Annotated in this window: 16 protein-coding genes; 9 read left to right on the top strand and 7 right to left on the bottom strand. The window is 70.1% G+C overall.

The features are described from left to right. Positions 1-51: 51 nt before the first annotated feature. Both IE325_RS47300 and IE325_RS47295 read right to left on the bottom strand, forming a co-directional pair. On the bottom strand, positions 52-264 hold the full coding sequence (locus IE325_RS47300; protein ID WP_506005361.1) for a hypothetical protein: 213 nt from the start codon (positions 262-264) through the stop codon (positions 52-54). Then, a complete protein-coding gene (locus tag IE325_RS47295; protein ID WP_506005362.1) occupies positions 213-740 on the bottom strand; it encodes an FtsX-like permease family protein in 528 nt (175 codons plus the stop codon). The genes IE325_RS47300 and IE325_RS47295 overlap by 52 nt, the downstream gene beginning before the upstream one ends. A 307-nt stretch (positions 741-1,047) precedes the next feature. Between IE325_RS47295 and IE325_RS40035 the strand changes: the two genes are divergently transcribed. From IE325_RS40035 to IE325_RS40025, 3 genes are all read left to right on the top strand, one after another. Continuing rightward, on the top strand, positions 1,048-1,290 hold the full coding sequence (locus tag IE325_RS40035) for an ATP-binding protein (RefSeq protein ID WP_190075151.1): 243 nt from the start codon (positions 1,048-1,050) through the stop codon (positions 1,288-1,290). A gap of 3 nt (positions 1,291-1,293) precedes the next feature. Beyond that, positions 1,294-2,823, top strand: coding sequence for a tRNA (N6-isopentenyl adenosine(37)-C2)-methylthiotransferase MiaB (gene miaB / locus IE325_RS40030; protein ID WP_190075106.1), 1,530 nt, complete (start codon positions 1,294-1,296; stop codon positions 2,821-2,823). A 62-nt stretch (positions 2,824-2,885) separates the two neighbouring features. Beyond that, positions 2,886-3,614: a class III extradiol dioxygenase subunit B-like domain-containing protein gene (locus IE325_RS40025; RefSeq protein ID WP_190075105.1), complete on the top strand. Its 729-nt coding sequence runs from the start codon at positions 2,886-2,888 to the stop codon at positions 3,612-3,614. Positions 3,615-3,696: 82 nt separating this feature from the next. Here IE325_RS40025 and IE325_RS40020 read toward each other — a convergent pair whose 3' ends face one another. Both IE325_RS40020 and IE325_RS40015 read right to left on the bottom strand, forming a co-directional pair. Continuing rightward, positions 3,697-3,966 carry an antitoxin gene (locus IE325_RS40020; protein ID WP_190075104.1) on the bottom strand — a complete coding sequence of 90 codons (270 nt, stop codon included), beginning with the start codon at positions 3,964-3,966 and terminating at the stop codon, positions 3,697-3,699. A gap of 24 nt (positions 3,967-3,990) precedes the next feature. Continuing rightward, entirely contained in the window at positions 3,991-4,260 is a 270-nt protein-coding gene (locus IE325_RS40015; protein ID WP_190075103.1) for a hypothetical protein, read from the bottom strand. Between the two features lie 182 nt (positions 4,261-4,442). Between IE325_RS40015 and miaA the strand changes: the two genes are divergently transcribed. The 6 genes from miaA to hflX all read left to right on the top strand — a co-directional run bounded on the left by miaA (position 4,443) and on the right by hflX (position 12,700). Continuing rightward, entirely contained in the window at positions 4,443-5,381 is a 939-nt protein-coding gene (gene miaA / locus IE325_RS40010; protein WP_190075102.1) for a tRNA (adenosine(37)-N6)-dimethylallyltransferase MiaA, read from the top strand. A gap of 108 nt (positions 5,382-5,489) precedes the next feature. Further along, the gene (locus tag IE325_RS40005) at positions 5,490-5,993 is read left to right on the top strand and encodes a hypothetical protein (RefSeq protein ID WP_190075147.1); all 504 of its coding nucleotides are present in this window, start codon (positions 5,490-5,492) and stop codon (positions 5,991-5,993) included. A 45-nt stretch (positions 5,994-6,038) separates the two neighbouring features. Continuing rightward, the gene (gene dapF / locus IE325_RS40000; RefSeq protein WP_190075101.1) at positions 6,039-6,908 is read left to right on the top strand and encodes a diaminopimelate epimerase; all 870 of its coding nucleotides are present in this window, start codon (positions 6,039-6,041) and stop codon (positions 6,906-6,908) included. 296 nt (positions 6,909-7,204) lie between these two features. Then, the gene (locus tag IE325_RS39995) at positions 7,205-9,370 is read left to right on the top strand and encodes a RelA/SpoT family protein (protein ID WP_190075100.1); all 2,166 of its coding nucleotides are present in this window, start codon (positions 7,205-7,207) and stop codon (positions 9,368-9,370) included. 122 nt (positions 9,371-9,492) lie between these two features. Next, positions 9,493-11,076 carry a M1 family metallopeptidase gene (locus IE325_RS39990; RefSeq protein WP_190075099.1) on the top strand — a complete coding sequence of 528 codons (1,584 nt, stop codon included), beginning with the start codon at positions 9,493-9,495 and terminating at the stop codon, positions 11,074-11,076. A 130-nt stretch (positions 11,077-11,206) separates the two neighbouring features. Beyond that, positions 11,207-12,700, top strand: a complete 1,494-nt coding sequence (gene hflX / locus IE325_RS39985) for a GTPase HflX (RefSeq protein ID WP_190075098.1) — start codon at positions 11,207-11,209, stop codon at positions 12,698-12,700. Positions 12,701-12,795: 95 nt separating this feature from the next. Here the strand turns inward: hflX and IE325_RS39980 are convergent, their stop codons facing one another. From IE325_RS39980 to IE325_RS39970, 3 genes are all read right to left on the bottom strand, one after another. After that, positions 12,796-13,995: a trypsin-like serine peptidase gene (locus tag IE325_RS39980; protein ID WP_190075097.1), complete on the bottom strand. Its 1,200-nt coding sequence runs from the start codon at positions 13,993-13,995 to the stop codon at positions 12,796-12,798. A 213-nt stretch (positions 13,996-14,208) separates the two neighbouring features. After that, positions 14,209-15,429 (bottom strand): trypsin-like serine peptidase, encoded by a 1,221-nt coding sequence (locus tag IE325_RS39975; RefSeq protein WP_190075096.1) that lies wholly within the window; start codon positions 15,427-15,429, stop codon positions 14,209-14,211. 228 nt (positions 15,430-15,657) lie between these two features. Next, positions 15,658-16,668, bottom strand: coding sequence for a GlxA family transcriptional regulator (locus IE325_RS39970; RefSeq protein WP_190075095.1), 1,011 nt, complete (start codon positions 16,666-16,668; stop codon positions 15,658-15,660). Positions 16,669-16,772 lie beyond the last annotated feature (104 nt).

Raw genomic sequence — 16,772 nt, 5'->3', positions numbered from 1 at the left:
CGATGTCGGCACTGTAAACATTCCGTCGTACGACAGTGTCGATCACGTCGATCACGTGGTCGACAGCGCCTGGGTCGGAGGCAGCCGGGCCGCGCGCACCGCCGGCCAGAAGCCCGCCAGCGCGCCGATGACCAGGGTCGAGCCGACGCCTCCGGTCCTGGCCCAGACCGGGACGACCGACGGCGAGCCCTGGTACGAGGCGTAGCCGATGGTCACCGCGATCCCCAGCAGCACCCCGCCGACGCCGCCGAGCGCGGACAGCAACTGCGACTCGCAGAGGAACTGACCACGGATCTGGCCCCGCGTGGCCCCAGCGACCGGCGCAGACCGATCTCGGACCGGCGCTCCCGCACGGAGATGACCATCGTGTTGGCCACCCCGACACCACCGACGAGCAGCGCCACCGCGCCCAGTCCGAGGAGCAGCACGCTCAGGGTGGCGTCCGTGGCCTCCTTCGCGGCGAGCGCGTCGGAGGGCCGGGAGACCGCCACCTCGTCGGGTTTCGCGGGGTTGGCGGTGGCCCCGAGGATGCCCTGGACCTCGGGGACGCGCTCCTCCACGGCCCGTACATGGATCACCGTCGGGTAGCCGTCGAAGCCGAGGTTCTCCTGCGCGTAGGGCCGGCCGACCAGCGCCTGGGTGTCCAGCGCCGGCGTCGGCTCGTTCGGCGCGTGCAGTCCGATCACCGTGAACCAGCGGTCGCCGAGCCACACCTGGACGTCGCTTCCGGCGCGGTGCACCCCGCGCTGTTCGGCGGCGCGGGCCGAGCACGACGGACGGGTAGCGTTCGTTGGCGGCGTTCAGCCAGCGGCCGTCGGCCAGTTTCGCGCCGGTCGTCGCGGGCACGTCGGTCCTCGCCGCGTAGACGGCGATACCGCTGGTCTGCGCCTCGGGCATGTAGTCGTTGCGGTAGACCTTGGCGTCGACCTTGCCGAGCGCCGTCACCGACTCCACGTCCGGGATGTTGCCCACCGTCCGAACCGACTCGCTCGGCAGCTGGGACGCGTCACCGCTGAGCGACGGCCCGGGCGGACGGACAGCAGATTGGTGCCCAGCGCGCTCAGCCGCCGGTCGCTGTACCAGCCCTTCCAGCGACTGGGCCACCGCTCAGCGCGCAACGATGGCCACGGTCTCGGACTGTCGATAGTCGCGGCGATCGCCGACGCCCACCGGGCCAGGATCACCACCGAGAAGGGGCCGGAGGGCGGCCTCGACATCACCGTCGCGGTCCCGGGAGCGGGCCCCGTGGGACATGGCGGCAGGGCCGCTCCGGGGAATGCCTACCCTTGATGCATGACCATCAGCAGTGAGCAGGGCCCGGCAGTGGACAGTGGATCATCCAGAACCTATGAAATTCGCACCTACGGGTGTCAGATGAACGTCCACGATTCCGAGCGATTGTCCGGGCTGCTCGAAGACGCCGGTTACGTTCGCGCGCCCGAGGACGCGAACGGTGACGCGGACGTCGTCGTCTTCAACACCTGCGCGGTCCGCGAGAACGCCGACAACAAGCTGTACGGCAACCTCGGCCACCTCGCCCCGAAGAAGGCCGGACGTCCCGGCATGCAGATCGCGGTCGGCGGCTGCCTGGCGCAGAAGGACCGCGACACCATCGTGAAGCGGGCCCCCTGGGTCGACGTCGTCTTCGGCACGCACAACATCGGCAAGCTGCCGGTCCTGCTGGAGCGCGCCCGGGTGCAGGAGGAGGCGCAGGTCGAGATCGCCGAGTCTCTTGAGGCGTTCCCCTCGACGCTGCCCACCCGGCGCGAGAGCGCCTACGCGGCCTGGGTGTCGATCTCCGTCGGCTGCAACAACACCTGCACCTTCTGCATCGTCCCGGCCCTGCGCGGCAAGGAGAAGGACCGCCGCACCGGCGACATCCTCGCCGAGATCGAGGCACTGGTCGGCGAGGGCGTCTCCGAGATCACCCTGCTCGGCCAGAACGTCAACGCGTACGGCTCCGACATCGGCGACCGCGAGGCGTTCAGCAAGCTGCTACGCGCGTGTGGCGCGATCGACGGCCTGGAGCGCGTCCGTTTCACCTCCCCGCACCCGCGCGACTTCACCGACGACGTGATCGCGGCGATGGCCGAGACGCCGAACGTCATGCCGCAGCTGCACATGCCGCTCCAGTCCGGCTCGGACACGGTCCTCAAGGCGATGCGCCGCTCCTACCGCCAGGAGCGCTACCTGGGGATCATCGAGAAGGTCCGCGCCGCCATCCCGCACGCCGCGATCACCACCGACATCATCGTGGGCTTCCCCGGCGAGACCGAGGAGGACTTCGAGCAGACGATGCACGTGGTGCGCGAGGCGCGGTTCGCGCAGGCCTACACCTTCCAGTACTCCAAGCGTCCCGGCACCCCGGCCGCCACCATGGAGGACCAGATCCCCAAGAAGGTCGTCCAGGCGCGCTACGAGCGCCTCGTCGCCCTCCAGGAGGAGATCTCCTGGGAGGAGAACAAGAAGCAGGTCGGTCGCACCCTGGAGCTGATGGTCGCCGAGGGCGAGGGCCGCAAGGACGACGCCACCCACCGTCTGTCCGGCCGCGCCCCCGACAACCGCCTCGTCCACTTCACCAAGCCGGACCAGGAGGTCCGCCCCGGCGATGTGGTGACCGTCGAGATCACCTACGCCGCCCCGCACCACCTCCTCGCCGAGGGCGCCGTCCTCGACCTCCGCCGCACCCGCGCGGGCGACGCCTGGGAGAAGCGGAACGCCGCCGAGGCCGCGAAGCCCGCCGGCGTGATGCTGGGACTGCCGAAGATCGGCGCTCCGGCACCGCTGCCGGTGGCCACGGGGAGCGGCTGCGGCTGCGACTGACCTCACCGACGTGCTGATCCAGGACTGACACTGGACAGTGGTACGGCGTTACCCTGCCGATCATGCTCGTCGCCGCCGCAGTCTGCCCCTGCCCGCCCCTGCTCGTGCCCGACGTCGCCGCGGGCGCCGCGCCCGAACTGGACCCCGCGCGGGCCGCCTGCACCGACGCGCTCGGCCTGCTCGCGGCGGCCCGCCCCGATCTGCTCGTGGTCGTCGGGCCCGGCGTGGAGCACGAGCACGGGACGTACGCGCAGGGGACGCGGGGCTCCTTCCGCGGCTTCGGCGTGGACATCGACGTACGGCTGGGACGGCCCAAGGACGACGCCGACGCACCGGAACCGTCGGAACGCGGGCTTCCGGCCTCACTCGCCGTGGCCGCCTGGCTGCTGGAGCGGACCGGATGGTCGGACGCCCCGATCGAGGGACTCGGAGTGGGGGAACCTCTGACGCCCGAGCGGTGTATCAACATCGGGAGGGACATCGCCGTCCGGGCCGAGCGGGTGGCGCTGCTGGTGATGGGCGACGCCAGCGCCTGCCGCACGCTCAAGGCACCCGGCTATCTCGACGAGCGAGCGGCACCCTTCGACGCGTCCGTCGCGCATGCCCTGGGCAAGGCGGACCTGGCCGCACTGCGGACGCTGGACACCGAGCTCGCGCATGAACTCAAGGTGTCGGGCCGGGCTCCCTGGCAGGTCCTCGCGGGCGCCGCCGAGGAGGCGGGCCTGTCGGGCGCCCTGCTGTACGAGGACGCTCCGTACGGCGTGGGGTACATGGTCGCGACCTGGTCATAGGCCCAGAAGCAGGCGACGGGGCGGAAACGGCGGACGGCCGGGGAGCCCGTCAAGCTCCGCGGCCGTCCGTCGAAGTGCCGTTTCAGGTGGTCGGCGGGGGTGAGTCCGACGGCGGTGTGCTGCCGCCGGTCGCCGTGTCGTCGCCCTTGTGCGCGAGTCGGTCCATGGCGCCCTTGGCCTTGCCCGTACCCGTGTGGATCTTTTCCTTGTACTTGCCCTTGGTCTTCTCGTCGACGGCCTTGGCGGCCTTTTCGATGCCGTGATGGACCTTTCCCTCGTGCCGCTGGGCGAAGTCAGAGACCTTGTCCTTGGCCGGGGCGAGTTTGGCTTTCAAATTGTCCAGAAGACCCATCGTTCACCTTCCCGCGCGGGGCAGTTATGTGCGGGCGCCCTCACCGGCCTCGCTGTCGGCCGCCTCGTCGGCGGACTGCTGCTTGGGGATCTCGACACCGTCGTCGCCGTCGCCCTCGACGGACTCCGCCGAGACCGGCTGGGCCGTGTCCTCAGCCTGCGCCTCTACCGACCCCTCAGCCTCTGCCGTCTGCTCCGCCGCGGCTTCGGCCGTTGGTGTGTCGGCCTGGACCTCGGCGGTTGACGCCTCCTCCGAGGCCTTCGACCTCCGAAAAATCCGTGCGAAAACGCCCATATCCACTCCATACGTTACTCGTGCGGGCGAAATCCCGCGTCGTCCGGTGCGTCCGTTTGCGCCCCCGGGTCACCGCCTCCACCGAACCGGCGGCGAAAACCTCGCAACAGGCAACGACCCCGGGCGTGTGCCGTCACGTAACTCGTTCGAGGCCACCCCGTGAGGTTTGCGAGACTGGGGCGGTGAGCAGTGCACCTCCCACCCCCAGAGTCATCGCCGTCGTCGGCCCCACCGCAGCCGGAAAGTCCGATCTGGGCGTCTTCCTGGCCCGGCAACTGGGCGGTGAGGTCGTCAACGCCGACTCCATGCAGCTCTACCGAGGGATGGACATCGGCACCGCCAAGCTGACGCCCGAGGAGCGCGCGGGAGTCCCGCACCACCTCCTCGACATCTGGGACGTGACGGTCACGGCGTCCGTCGCCGAGTACCAGCGACTCGCACGCGAGCGGATCGACGCACTGCTCGCCGAGGGCCGCTGGCCGATCCTGGTCGGCGGCTCGGGACTGTACGTCCGCGGAGCCGTCGACAACCTGGAGTTTCCCGGCACCGACCCGGAGGTCAGGGCCCGCCTGGAGGAGGAGCTCGCCCTGCGAGGCTCCGGCGCGCTGCACGCCCGCCTTGCCGCCGCCGACCCCGAGGCAGGGCGGGCGATCCTGCCGAGCAACGGTCGCCGTATCGTCCGGGCCCTCGAAGTGATCGAGATCACCGGCCAGCCCTTCACCGCCAACCTCCCCGGCCATGACTCGGTCTATGACACGGTCCAGATCGGCGTCGACGTGGCCCGCCCGGAGCTGGACGAGCGCATCGCGCGCCGGGTGGACCGGATGTGGGACGCCGGGCTCGTGGAGGAAGTGCGCGCGCTGGAGGCGCAGGGGTTGCGTGAGGGGCGTACGGCCTCGCGTGCGCTCGGCTACCAGCAGGTGCTCGCGGCGCTCGCGGGCGAGTGCACCCTTGAGGAGGCGCGGGCCGAGACCGTCCGTGCCACCAAGCGCTTCGCGCGCCGCCAGGATTCATGGTTCAGACGGGACCCGCGGGTGCACTGGCTCAGTGGGGCTGCGGCAGATCTCACAGAACTTCCGCATCTCGCACTGGCGTTGGTCGAACGACCGGTTACAGCCTGATCACGTGATGGCATCGGGACGCTCCGGCCGTCATCCCGGCCTCCGGCGCCATGCCATCATCGAGCTTCGATCGACCAAGTGGAGTCCGAGTTGGGAGGGCGCGTGGCGATGGAGGCCGGCCCTCGCGACACCGCACAAGGCACCGAGCACGTCACCACTGACACGGGTGAGCGGAAGCCGGAAGGCGACCGTCCGATTCCCGACGCGCTCGACGAGACCGAGGGCGGCGTCACCGACGACGGTCCCGAGCCGGAGGAGATGTACGACTCCGGCCCCGAGGTCGAGGTCGAGCTGCGCCCGCAGCGCCGACTGCGCATCTGGCAGCTCGCGCCCATCGTCGGCCTGGCAGCCGTCGGCTCCCTGATGTTCGCCTTCCCGCTGGCCTTCGACTTCGGCGACAGCGGCGCCGTGATCGCCATGCTGGGGCTCCTCATCTGCTCCTGCGCCGCCGGCTGGGGCATGATGGCCGCCCGCCGAGTCGGTTACACGTGGCCCGGGCTGCCGCAGCGGGGCTCCGAGCGCCGCCTGGACTGGCGGGTCGTGATCGCTTACGTCCTGGTCGTCGCCGCGATCGTCGTCCTGGCCGTGTGGCGAGTGGCCCGTCTGCGCTGAAGGCGCTCTTTCCGCTCTGTCGTAGCGGCACCGTACGATCGAGGAATGAGCACGCGGATCGCCTTCCTCAAGGGTCACGGCACTGAGAACGACTTCGTGATCGTCCCGGACCCGGAGAACGCCATCGACCTGCCCCCGGCCACCGTCGCCGCCCTGTGCGACCGCCGCGCGGGCATCGGCGGTGACGGCCTGCTGCACGTCGTACGGTCCGCGGCGCACCCCGAGGCCCAGGACATGGCGGCCGACGCCGAGTGGTTCATGGACTACCGCAACGGCGACGGCTCCATCGCCGAGATGTGCGGCAACGGCGTACGGGTCTTCGCGCGCTACCTCCAGCACGCCGGGCATGTCACCGAGGGTGATCTGGCCGTCGCCACGCGCGGCGGAGTGAAGACCGTCCACATCGACAAGGACGGTGACGTCACCGTCGGCATGGGCAGGGCCCGCCTCCCCGAGGGCGACGTCACGGTCAGCGTCGGTGAGCGCAGCTGGCCCGCGCGGAACGTGAACATGGGCAACCCGCACGCGGTCGCCTTCGTGGACGACCTCGCGCACGCCGGCAATCTGTACTCCCCGCCACCGTTCAGCCCGGCCTCCGTCTACCCGGACGGGGTCAATGTCGAGTTCGTGGTCGACCGCGGGCCCCGTCATGTCGCCCTGCGCGTGCACGAGCGCGGGGCGGGCGAGACCCGGTCGTGCGGGACCGGCGCGTGCGCCGTCGCCGTGGCCGCCGCGCGCCGCGACGGTGCCGACCCGGCGCTCACCGGTGCCCCCGCGACGTACACCGTCGATGTGCCCGGCGGCACACTCGTGATCACCGAGCGGCCCGACGGTGAGATCGAGATGACCGGTCCCGCGGTGATCGTGGCCGAGGGCGAGATCGACGCGGACTGGCTGGAAACGATCGCCCGCTGAGCGGACCGTGGCCGGGATGCGGGGTCATGAGGCGCCTGAGCTTGGGGAGTAGGGGTTCTGACGCCCCGTCGGCGTTGGAAAGTGCGAACAGCCGCTGGTCGCATGGCGCAAAACCGTAAACCTGCAAACCCTCGCTCGAATGGGTGATCCGTTTCACGCTCGGCCGGAGGCGGTCAGCCACACGTGATGGGCTCGGTAGCATCAAGCACCGGCCCGGACGGGGGACAAGCCGCCATCCCCTGAGCCGTGTCCGCCATGGGGTACCCCGTCCGCCGGTTACGCAGCCGGAGGTGCCCATGAGTGCGGAGGCCACGAATTCCGCGACGCCAGGCCCGGTAGCGGGCCCCGTGCCGGCTGCCGTGCCGCGCAGGAAGGCCCGCGCACGCATCGACCTGCGCCGCCTCGGCCGGGCGGCGCTGCTCGGCCCCGCCCCACGCCGAGGGCTGCCCGACGCGATCGGCCATGTCGTCGACGCCCACCGGGCCCACCACCCCGACGCCGACCTCGAACCGCTGCGCCGCGCCTATGTCCTGGCCGAGTCCTCGCACCGCGGCCAGATGCGCAAGAGCGGCGAGCCGTACATCACCCACCCCCTCGCGGTGACCCTCATCCTCGCCGAACTCGGCGCCGAGACCACGACCTTGACGGCCTCTCTGCTCCACGACACCGTCGAGGACACCGATGTGACGCTCGATCAGGTCAGGGAGCAGTTCGGCGAGGAAGTGCGCTTCCTCGTGGACGGCGTCACCAAACTGGAGAAGGTCGACTACGGCGCCGCCGCCGAGCCCGAGACCTTCCGCAAGATGCTCGTCGCCACCGGCAACGACGTGCGTGTGATGTCGATCAAACTCGCCGACCGGCTCCACAACATGCGCACGCTCGGCGTGATGCGGCCCGAGAAACAGGCCCGGATCGCCAAGGTGACCCGTGACGTCCTCATCCCGCTCGCCGAACGGCTCGGCGTCCAGGCCCTCAAGTCCGAGCTGGAGGACCTGGTCTTCGCGATCCTCCACCCCGAGGAGTACGAGCACACACGGGAGTTGATCGTCGAGAACGCCTCCCGCGCGGACGACCCGCTCGCGGAGATCGCCGACGAGGTCCGCGGCGTACTGCGCGAGGCGGACATCCAGGCCGAAGTCCTCATCCGGCCAAGGCACTTCGTCTCGGTCCACCGGGTGTCCCGCAAGCGCGGACGGCTGCGGGGCTCCGACTTCGGACGGCTCCTGGTGCTCGTCAACGAGGACGCCGACTGTTACGGCGTACTGGGCGAGCTGCACACCTGTATGACGCCCGTCGTCTCGGAGTTCAAGGACTTCATCGCCGTCCCCAAGTTCAACCTGTACCAGTCGCTGCACACCGCGGTCGCCCGCGCGGACGGACAGGTCGCCGAAGTCCTCATCCGTACCCATCAGATGCACCGTGTCGCCGAGGCCGGAGTCGTCGCACTCGGCAACCCCTACGCCTCGTCCCCCGAGGAGCAGACCGTGGACGGCGAGCGCGCCGACCCCACCCGGCCCGGCTGGCTGTCCCGCCTCCTCGACTGGCAGGAGGCGGCGCCGGATCCGGACACCTTCTGGTCCACCCTGCGTGAGGACCTCGCACAGGACCGGGAGATCACCGTGTTCCGGCCCGACGGGGGCACCCTGGGGCTGCCCGAGGGGGCGACCTGTGTGGACGCCGCCTATGCGCAGTACGGGGAGGACGCGCACGCGTGCATCGGAGCCCGCGTCAACGGGCGCCTCGCGACGCTCAGCACCGTGCTGCGGGACGGCGACACCGTCCAGCTGCTGATGGGGCAGGACCCGGCATCCGAGCCCTCCCGGGAGTGGCTGGAGCACGCCCATACGCCCGCCGCGCGCATCGCCATCCAGCGGTGGCTGGCCGCGCATCCCCCACAGGCCGGCGCGGAGGCCAAGGAGCCGGGCGTGGCCTTCCGGGGAGCGGCGGACGGGCCCACGGCGGAGGGTTCGGCCGCGCGGCAGGCCACGGAAGGCGCCGTCGGCCGGTCCACGGCCAACGTCCTCGCCGACCGGCCCGGGGCGAATGTGCGCCTCGCCGGGTGCTGTACCCCCGTACCGCCCGACGAGATCACCGGATTCTCCGTACGTGGGGGAGTGGTGACCGTGCATCGCGTCTCATGCGCCGCGGTGGCGCGCATGAAGAGTGGGGGGCGTGCCGAGGTCGATGTGCGCTGGGGGGACACCACTGAGTGCCGGGTCACCCTGGTCGCCGAATCGTTCGTTCGCCCGCATCTCCTGGCAGACCTCACCGAAGCGATGGCCATGGAAGGCGCGGAAATCGTCTCGGCCACCGTCGAGCCTCCTACGCAGCAGCGCGTGCGGCACACCTACACGGTCCAACTCCCGGATGCGGCGCTGCTTCCCGGGCTCATGCGTGCCATGCGCAATGTGGGCGGCGTGTACGACGTGAGCAGGGCGCAGCCGCAGACACAGGGTGCGTGAGCGCGGAGTTAATGCGGGCTGTCGGCGCACGCTCCGTCAGGGTGTCGCGGGTGCCCACTCGTTCGGGTGGGTCGGGCGCGCGTCGTCGACGTCCTGTGACTGTGTGCTGATAGCCGTGGGGCATGCTCCTCACCCCCCGTAACGAGGTTCGGCGTGCGCCTCGTCCCAGCCGGCGCCTGAGGGTGCCCGCGATGGTCTCCGCCGCCGTCTCCCTCTGCCTCCTCGCCGCCAGTGCGCCCGCCACGCCGCTGGGCATCGGCGACCGCCTCTACCCGCATCTGGGCAACCCGGGCTACGACGTGGCGTCGTACGATCTGTCCTTCACCTATCCCGGCAAGAACGACAAGCCCCTCCAGGCCGTCACCACCATTGACGCCTGGACCACCGAGGACCTGGACCGCGTCAACCTGGACTTCGCGCACGGCAAGGTCGAGTCCGTCGTGGTCGACGGGGAGCCCGCCGCGTTCAGCAGTGCCGGTGAGGACCTAGTGGTCACGCCCTCGGAGGCGCTGCCCGAAGGCACCTGGACGCGGATTACCGTGCGGCACACCAGCGACCCCGTCTACGGCGAGAAGCGGGAAGGCGGCTGGGTACGGACCACGGACGGGCTGGCCATGGCCAACCAGGCCGACGCCGCGCATGTCGTGTTCCCGTGCAACGACCACCCCTCCGACAAGGCGCTGTTCACCATCCGGGTCACCGCGCCCAACGGCTACACCGCCGTCGCCAACGGACTCCCGACGGGCGTGGACCGCGCGGGCCGCTCGACGACATGGACGTACCGGACCCGGCATCCCATGGCCACCGAGCTCGCCCAGGTGTCCATCGGCCGCTCCGAGGTGGTGCACCGCAAGGGCCCGCACGGGCTGCCGGTGCGGGACGTCGTGGCCCGCGAGGACCGCGAGCGGCTCGAACCGTGGCTGAAGAAGACGCCCGGTCACCTCGCCTGGATGGAGAAGAAGGTCGGGCGGTACCCCTTCGAGACGTACGGGCTGCTCATGGCGCACGCCTCGACCGGCTTCGAACTCGAGACGCAGACCCTGTCGCTGTTCGAGAGGGAGCTTTTCACCCAGACCGCCTTCCCGAAGTGGTACGTCGAGTCGATCATGGTGCACGAACTGGCGCACCAGTGGTTCGGCGACAGCGTCAGCCCGCGCACCTGGTCCGACCTGTGGCTCAGCGAGGGACATGCCACCTGGTACGAGGCCCTGTACGCGGCGGAGACCGCCGACCGGCCGATGGAGGCGCGGATGAAGGCCGCGTACTCCGCCTCCGATCGCTGGCGCGCGGCAGGCGGGCCGCCCGCGGCACCCAAGGCGCCGGCCGCCGGCAAGAAGAACGGGATCTTCCGGCCGAACGTCTACGACGGTGCCGCCCTGATCCTGTACGCCCTGCGGCAGGAGATCGGACGCCAGGCCTTCGAGCGTCTGGAGCGCCTCTGGGTGAGCCGCCACCAAGACGGCGTCGCCTCCACCGCGGACTTCGTCGCGCTGGCGGAGGAGGTCTCGGGACGCGACCTCGACGGGTTCCTGCACGCCTGGCTGTACGGCAAGAAGACCCCGCCGATGCCGGGCCACCCGGAGTGGAAGTCGTTGGATCCCACGAAGGCCGTCAAGAAGCCGGCCACGAAGCCGGTCAAGAAGCCGGCCGGCAAGACCACCGGCAAGACGGCCGGCAAGACGGCTGGTAGGACGGCCGCGAAATAAGGCGGTGACGAGACGGGCCGTGCCGTGCGACCATTTTCGGGTCGGCGCGGCACGGCCCGCGGGAATCTCCCGGGGCGCTCGCGCGTTGTGATGAGTGACGCATCAGATTCCCGATCGACGTAAGGACCCAATGACCTCCTCTTCATCCTTTTCCCAGGACAACCAGCGTTTCGCGCACACCCACGCCGAAGGTCGTCGGGCCGATGCCCTGATGGAAGAGGACGTCGCCTGGAGCCACGAGATCGACGGAGACCGGGACGGCGACCAGTTCGACCGCTCCGACCGCGCGGCCCTGCGCCGTGTCGTGGGTCTCTCCACCGAGCTCGAGGACGTCACCGAGGTCGAGTACCGCCAGCTCCGCCTGGAGCGCGTCGTGCTCGTCGGTGTCTGGACCTCGGGGACCGCGCAGGACTCGGAGAACTCCCTCGCGGAGCTGGCCGCCCTCGCGGAGACCGCGGGCGCGCTCGTGCTCGACGGCGTGATCCAGCGCCGCGACAAGCCCGACGCGGCCACCTACATCGGCTCCGGCAAGGCCAGTGAGCTACGCGACATCGTCCTCGAGACGGGCGCGGACACCGTCATCTGCGACGGTGAGCTCAGCCCGGGCCAGCTCATCCACCTCGAGGACGTCGTCAAGGTCAAGGTCATCGACCGTACGGCCCTGATCCTCGACATCTTCGCCCAGCACGCCAAGTCCCGAGAGGGCAAGGCGCAGGTCGCGCTCGCGCAGATGCAGTACATGCTGCCGAGGCTGCGAGGCTGGGGTCAGTCGCTGTCCCGGCAGATGGGCGGCGGCAAGGGCGGCGGCCTCGCCACCCGTGGCCCCGGTGAGACCAAGATCGAGACGGACCGGCGACGGATCCGCGAGAAGATGGCGAAGATGCGCCGGGAGATCGCGGAGATGAAGACCGGCCGCGACATCCAGCGCCAGGTCCGCCGGCGCAACAAGGTGCCCTCGGTCGCCATCGCGGGCTACACCAACGCCGGCAAGTCCTCCCTGCTCAACCGCCTCACGGGCGCGGGCGTACTCGTCGAGAACGCCCTGTTCGCGACCCTCGACCCGACCGTGCGCCGGGCCGAGACCCCGAGCGGACGGCTGTACACGCTGGCCGACACGGTCGGCTTCGTACGGCATCTGCCGCACCACCTGGTCGAGGCGTTCCGCTCCACCATGGAGGAAGTCGGCGAGTCCGATCTGATCCTGCACGTGGTGGACGGGTCGCATCCCGCCCCGGAGGAGCAGCTGGCCGCCGTGCGCGAGGTGATCAGGGACGTCGGCGCGATCGACGTACCCGAGATCGTCGTGATCAACAAGGCGGACGCGGCCGACCCGCTGACCCTTCAGCGGCTCATGCGGATCGAGAAGCGCTCCATCGCCGTCTCGGCCCGCACCGGCCAGGGCATCCAGGAACTGCTCGCCCTCATCGACAACGAGCTGCCCAGGCCGTCCGTCGAGATCGAGGCCCTGGTGCCGTACACACACGGCAAGCTGGTCGCCCGCGCCCACACCGAGGGCGAGGTGATCTCCGAGGAGCACACCCCGGAGGGCACGCTGCTCAAGGTGCGGGTGCATGAGGAGCTGGCGGCGGATCTCGCGCCGTACGTTCCGACGCCGACCGCCTGAGTCGTCGTAGCAACGCCGAAGGCCCGTCTCCTGTCGTAGGAGGCGGGCCTTCGTGTGTGCCGGCAGGTCAGGCGGCGGCTGTCAGGGGCCGGCGGTCACCGGCCGCCGTACGTCTTGCTCATGTTCTGGTACAGCGACTCCGCCCCGGTGCCCAGCTGCGGGCCCGCGAGCCAAGTGTGGTCCTCCGGGCCGATCGAGGTGTTCGAGACCAGCGTGGTCCTGCCGTTCACGACGCGGAACCAGCCGCCGCCCGAGGAACCGCCGGTCATCGTGCAGCCGATGCGGTACATCGTCGGCAGGGCCGGGCTGAGCGAGAGACGGCCCGGACGGTCGAGGCACTTGTACATCTGCAGGCCGTTGAACGGCGGTGCCGCCGGGTAGCCCCAGGCACCCATCGTGTCGACCTCGGTCGCGGACGGGGCGGTGAAGTCGACGTCCAGGGCGCCGGTCGTCTCCTCAAGGGACTTCGCGCCTGACTCCGGCTTCACATGCAGGACGGCGTAGTCGTACGCGGCGCCGTCGCCGCCCGTCTCCGAGCCGCCCTGGATCCACTCGTTGGAGGTCGAGACCCAGTCGGCCCACCAGTTGCCGTAGGGGGCGATCTCCGCGTTCGTCGCACTGCCCAGCTCCGCCTCGGACTTGCCGAGGTCGTTGTACGCCGGGACGAAGGCGATGTTCCGGTACCAGCCACCGCCCTGACCGGCGTGCACACAGTGACCGGCCGTCCAGACGAGGTTGGACTTGCCGGGGTGGTTGACGTCCTTGACGACCGTGCCGGAGCAGACGGCCGGGCCGTCGGGGGTGTCGAAGAAGACCTTGCCGACCGGGGCCGCGTTCTGGTGGTACGGCGTCTTCTCGGCCGTCGCCTGGACGAGGGCCGGTTCCGGATCGCTCACGCCCTGGTCCGCGGCGGCGTCCTGGGTGGTGATCGTCTTGTTGGCCTCCTTCGCGGACTGCATCCGGTCAGGCTTCCACAGGCCCTCGATGACCGGGTTGACGAAGTCCTTGGCCTCGCTGAGCCACTTGTCCTTGTCCCAGTCCTTCCAGGCGCCGTCCTTCCACTCGTCGATGTCGATGCCGTGCTCTTTGAGCTTGTCCGCGAGCTCGGCGGGAATCTCGATCTTGCCGTCACCCGCGGCGTCGGCGGCCTGCGACGCGGCGGCGTCGGCCCGGTCGCTCGCCTCCTCGGCCGAGCAGGCGGTCGCGGTCAGCGCCAGTGCGGCGAGCAGTCCGGTGGCGGCGAGGGCGGAATGCCGTCGGCGGCGTGGAGTTTCGGGCGTGGATGTGGAACGCATGGTGCGGTAACCCCCGTTGAAGCGTGATGCTGCCGTGCGCGTGTCTTTCTCGAGTCGCGGCGGGGCCTGCCAAGTGCGGGCACCTGCGCGGCCCTTGAACGCGACACCCCACTATGCCCGTGGAGTTGAGAGCGAACGGCGGTGAGGCGGTGAAGGTTTCTCCCCACCGTCCCACCGCCGCGCGGCGCCGTCACCCTTGGGCTTCGGCGATCGTCACTGACCGGCGAACTTCTCGCTCACCCCGTCGAAGATCGTCTTGGCCTCCTTGCCGAGCCGCGGCCCGGCCAGCCAGCCGGCGTCCACCGGCCCGATCGAGGTGTTGGACACAAGCGCGGGCTTGCCGTCCGAACCCGCCGCGATCCAGCCGCCACCGGACGAACCGCCGGTCATAGTGCAACCGATGCGGTACATGGTCGGATCGGAGGTCTTGAGCGACAGACGGCCCGGCTGGTCCTGGCACTGGTACAGCTTCTGGCCGTCGAACGGCGCGGCGGCCGGGTAGCCGATCGCCTTGATGCTGTCCACGTCGGGAACGGCCGGGGCGTTGAAGTCCACGGGAAGGGCCGAACCGACCGTCTCCTCCAGCGACTTGCCGTTGCCGCCCGCCTCCGGCTTCACATGCAGCACCGCGAAGTCGTACGACGCGCCGTCCCCGCCCGTCGGGCCGCCCTGTGCGATCCACTGGTCGGAGGTCTGCGCCCACTCCGCCCACCAGACGCCGTACGGGGCGGCCTGCTCCTTGGTGGCGCCCTTCATCGCGTCCGCGCTCATGGCCTTGTCGTTGTACGACGGCACGAACGCGATGTTGCGGTACCAGCCGCCGCTCTTGCCGGCGTGCACACTGTGACCTGCCGTCCACACCATGTTGGACTTACCGGGGTGGGCCGGGTCCTTCACGACCGTCGCCGAGCACACCATCGTGCCCTCGGGGGAGTCGAAGAACACCTTGCCCGCCTCGGGGGCGTTGGCGTGGTACGCGGGCGACACGGCCTGCGCGTCCACCGGTTGCGGCGTCGGATCGGTCACTCCCTGGTCACCGGCGAGGTCGCTGTCGTCGACGCCCCGGTCCGGGTCCTCGGCGTCACGCATGCGATCCGGGTCCCACAGGCCCTCGATGATCGGGTTGATGTAGTCCTTGGCCTCGCGCAGCCAGTCGTCCCGGTCCCAGTTCTTCCAGGCGCCGTCCTTCCACTTGTCGATGTCGATCCCGTGCTCCTTGAGCTGGTCCTTGATGTCGTCCGGGATCGTGATCTTTCCTTCACCCCCCGCCGCGGCGGAGGCGCCGGCGTCGGCACCTGCTTCGGCGTCGCCCGATTCACAGGCGGTGACGGTGAGGGCCAGCGCCGCGGTGAGCGCGACCAGGGGCACCGGGGAGAATCTGCGGCGCGCGCTCCTCCCTCGGCGGGCGGTGAACGACGGCCGTATCGATCGCATGATCTGACTCCCCCTGGAGTGACGGTACTTGGCGCTGCGGCGGCCATGACTTTCCGCTGATGACTCTTCTTGATCACCTGCTGGTCATGCGGGCTGTCAGGGTGCGTCGGCGCAGCGAGTTGGACGGCACCACACACTATGCGCTCGCTGTGGGGGAGCACCGACAGAACGGCAACGGTTTCGCTACGGGCTGCCTGAGCTGGCAACTTGTCCGGAACACCGCCGATCTCACCTCTCCGACGGCATCTCTTCTGCCCAGCCCGCGCGCCGCTGTTGTGCCGTGCGATGGCGGAAGACGTGACGGTATGTCTGCGGCGACACCCCGGTGAGCCGACCGAAGTGGTACCGAAGGTTGGTGGCGCCACCGAACCCGGTGCGCTGCGCCACGCTCTCGACGGCGTCGTCCGTCGTCTCCAGCAACTCCTGAGCGAGCCGGACGCGTTCCTGCAGGATCCACTGCAGCGGCGTCGTACCGAACGTCTCGCGGAACCGGCGGGCGAACGTGCGCTCGCTCAACCCCGCCTCCCGCGCCAATTGAGGCACCGTCAACTGCTCGTGCAGATGGCGGCGGGCCCATTCCAGAACCGGCGCCAGGGTGTCGCTCGCCTTGCGCACCCGGACCGGCGGCCGCGCGTACTGGGCCTGTCCGCCCTCACGGTGAGGTGGGACGACCATACGCCGGGCCACCTCGTTGGCCACCGCCGAGCCGTGGTCCTGCCGGACCAGATGGAGACAGAGATCGATGGCGGATCCCGTGCCGGCCGAGGTGAGGATCGTGCCGTCCTGGATATAGAGGGAGGCCGGGTCGAAGTCGACGTCGGGGAACCGATGCGTGAAGTCCATCGCGCTCATCCAGTGCGCCGTGGCCCGCCGCCCGTCCAGCAGCCCCGCCGCGGCCAGCACATACGCGCCGGAGCAGATGGAGACGATGCGACGACCCAGCTCATGAGCCCGGCGCACGGCTTCCAGCAGGTCGGCGGAGGGATCGAGCTGTACGGCCCGGGAACACGCGGCCACGACCACGGTGTCGGCCTCGCCCAGTCGGTCCAGCCCGTCCGAGGTGGGCACGATGAGCCCCGCCGCCGTACGCAGCGGCCCCGGCTGTGCGGCACACAACCGCAACTCGTACCAGGGGTCGACCAGATCACTGCGATCGATACCGAACACCTCGCAGGGAACCGCCAGTTCGAGCGTCGGGGCACCATCCGCCACAGCCACGGCCACCACATGTCGCTTCACGGCGGAAACTTAGCGCACCTCCCTATTTCTGCCGACTGGGTGCGCTGACCGTGGTCGGGAACTCGAGCTTTCTGGGTCGGTCCGGGATCTGGGACACGTCGACG

The organism is Streptomyces lanatus, assembly GCF_014655715.1.
GTDB lineage: Bacteria > Actinomycetota > Actinomycetes > Streptomycetales > Streptomycetaceae > Streptomyces > Streptomyces lanatus.
This window is presented reverse-complemented; position numbering and strand designations above follow the sequence as displayed.

What these genes read in the sequence shown, in the direction of transcription:
- hflX (WP_190075098.1), top strand. Translation starts at nt 11,207, where the DNA reads ATGACCTCCTCTTCATCCTTTTCCCAGGACAACCAGCGTTTCGCGCAC.
- dapF (WP_190075101.1), top strand. Translation starts at nt 6,039, where the DNA reads ATGAGCACGCGGATCGCCTTCCTCAAGGGTCACGGCACTGAGAACGAC.
- IE325_RS39980 (WP_190075097.1), bottom strand. Translation starts at nt 13,995, where the DNA reads ATGCGTTCCACATCCACGCCCGAAACTCCACGCCGCCGACGGCATTCC.
- IE325_RS40005 (WP_190075147.1), top strand. Translation starts at nt 5,490, where the DNA reads ATGGAGGCCGGCCCTCGCGACACCGCACAAGGCACCGAGCACGTCACC.
- IE325_RS39990 (WP_190075099.1), top strand. Translation starts at nt 9,493, where the DNA reads ATGCTCCTCACCCCCCGTAACGAGGTTCGGCGTGCGCCTCGTCCCAGC.
- IE325_RS40015 (WP_190075103.1), bottom strand. Translation starts at nt 4,260, where the DNA reads ATGGGCGTTTTCGCACGGATTTTTCGGAGGTCGAAGGCCTCGGAGGAG.
- IE325_RS40025 (WP_190075105.1), top strand. Translation starts at nt 2,886, where the DNA reads ATGCTCGTCGCCGCCGCAGTCTGCCCCTGCCCGCCCCTGCTCGTGCCC.
- IE325_RS39995 (WP_190075100.1), top strand. Translation starts at nt 7,205, where the DNA reads ATGAGTGCGGAGGCCACGAATTCCGCGACGCCAGGCCCGGTAGCGGGC.
- IE325_RS39975 (WP_190075096.1), bottom strand. Translation starts at nt 15,429, where the DNA reads ATGCGATCGATACGGCCGTCGTTCACCGCCCGCCGAGGGAGGAGCGCG.
- miaB (WP_190075106.1), top strand. Translation starts at nt 1,294, where the DNA reads ATGACCATCAGCAGTGAGCAGGGCCCGGCAGTGGACAGTGGATCATCC.
- IE325_RS40020 (WP_190075104.1), bottom strand. Translation starts at nt 3,966, where the DNA reads ATGGGTCTTCTGGACAATTTGAAAGCCAAACTCGCCCCGGCCAAGGAC.